Source organism: Ruegeria sp. AD2(2025) (genome assembly GCF_056542385.1).
Genome location: NZ_JBQFZS010000033.1, coordinates 1 through 1,973, shown reverse-complemented (window position 1 = coordinate 1,973; position 1,973 = coordinate 1). Strand labels below are relative to the sequence as shown.

General features: G+C 51.8%; 1 protein-coding gene. It reads right to left on the bottom strand.

Annotated features, from left to right (window positions below):
* A partial coding sequence (locus ACR1XV_RS21385; RefSeq protein WP_480535048.1) for a beta strand repeat-containing protein occupies positions 1-1,789 on the bottom strand: 1,789 nt, incomplete at its 3' end.
* Between the last annotated feature and the right edge of the window lie 184 nt (positions 1,790-1,973).

Sequence of the window (1,973 nt, the reverse complement as noted above, 5' to 3'; positions counted from 1 at the left end):
ACGCATCCAGACCACCCAGCACATTGAAAGTGCCGCCATTGTCCAGATCGCCGGTCAGGTTCAGATCGCCAGTGCCCTGCAGATTGGTGATGCCGTCATTGAGCATATCTCCGTTGGCATTCAGAACACCATCATCCAGGTTGATGATGCCGCCTCCCGTGGTCGTCAACAGGCCACCCACATTGAAGGTGCCACCGTCCTGGTCCAATTGGCCGTTGCCGGTCAGAATCGTCGCGTTACCTGTCACATTGACTATGCCTGCATCCAGATTAAACAAGCGACTGTTGGACAGGGTGTCGGCAGTCAGTGTGCTAGTTGCGCTGGTGACATTGAAGTTGCGGGAATTGTTTAAACCGCCCGTTACCTGAATTTCACCCGTTCCGCTGAGGTTTACTGTACCACTATTGGACAGCCCGCTTTGTGCTTCCACCATCCCCCCGGACACGTTCAGTGCTCCATTTGCTTGATTGGTATACCTCCCTGTGGTGGTGGTCAGCGACGCGTTATTGCTGACGCTCACAACACCTTTCACATTGTTCACAGAGGAGCTTACCACCACGGCATCATTGCGGATAGTCAATCGCGCCACACCCTGTGCATTGCCGCCGGCGTTGATATTCATCCCACTGCTGCCAATATCCAGAAACCCAGTATTTGATACAGTCACAGCAGTTGTCGTCACAAAGCCGCCATTGGCATGATGCTCTCCGCCTGAAATGTTAAACGAAGTGTTCGTGTTTCGGGTCGAACCGTTTACGGTCACGACTCCGCCGCTCTGGTTCCATGTGTTGCCACGCTCATTGCTTATTGACCCGACATTGACTATTGCCGACCCCGCAACTGAAATGGATCCACGAGAACCTCCACCAAGCCCGCGGATCCGCCCTCTTACATTCGTGACGGATGTTCCTGAAAAACTTATGGAATTAAAAACGCTGCGTGTAATGTTCTCTACATTGAATTCTCCTCCCTGAATCCGCATAGCACTTGCAGATATATTTGCATTCCCTGAAATATTGACCACACCACCCGTTTGGGTCCAGCTAGAGGAAATGCTGTTCGAGAAAGAGTCGGCATTCAATGTACCGCCGGTAATCAGCACGCTTCCCTGTTGATTCCGACCAGCACCATTGGCGATGTTTCCCGTCACATTGATAACACCACCATTATCTACTTGCAGGCGGGCTTGGAAACGGTTCGTTATTCCACTATTGGCATTGAGCGTCCCCCCTGAGGACACTCGAAGTACTGTACCTCTGTTAAAGTTCAAGAGCGATCCGGTAGAGGTCAGGCTGCCCCCTGTGATCAACGCATCAGAGCCGTTTTGGTTAAGAAGTGATCCTGCACTTACATCACCGTCATCTATGTCAATTCGTACACCACCGCCATTGGCCCGCAATTGTCCGGCGATATCTATGGCACCTGTGCCGGTGCTGATCACCCGCCCGGTTACTCCTCCACCAATGGTGATGGTACCTGCACCTGTATTGGTGGCGCCTCCCGTGTTTCCTGAAAAGTCGATGGAACCGGTTGAGCTATTGGTCAGTACACCGGTAATACCGAAGCCGTCGGCAGTAACCATCGAGGTGCCCGTACTGGAATAATTAAGATTGCGGATATCATCAGTTAGAGATCCGGTAACATCGAAGGCACCACCGATAAAGGCGTTGTCACCCGCAGCTGGAACCTGATCGGTATCCCAGTTTATAGCTGTACCCCAAATGCCAGTGCCTGCATCATTGTCAAAGGTGACATTCTGGGCGGATACTTCGGTTATTTGCCCGCTCATCCCTATCCCTGCCCATAGTAACAGCCCATAACGTGCCCTGGCCAGTTTCCTGCCAACCGCAGATGCAATTACAGAGCCTGTAACTGCCGCAGAAGTAAGAACGTGTTTGCCGCGTTTGAAAATACGACCGCCGCGGAATATGTGACTGGCTTTATTGTTTGTGTGCTCTAATACCATTTACTCG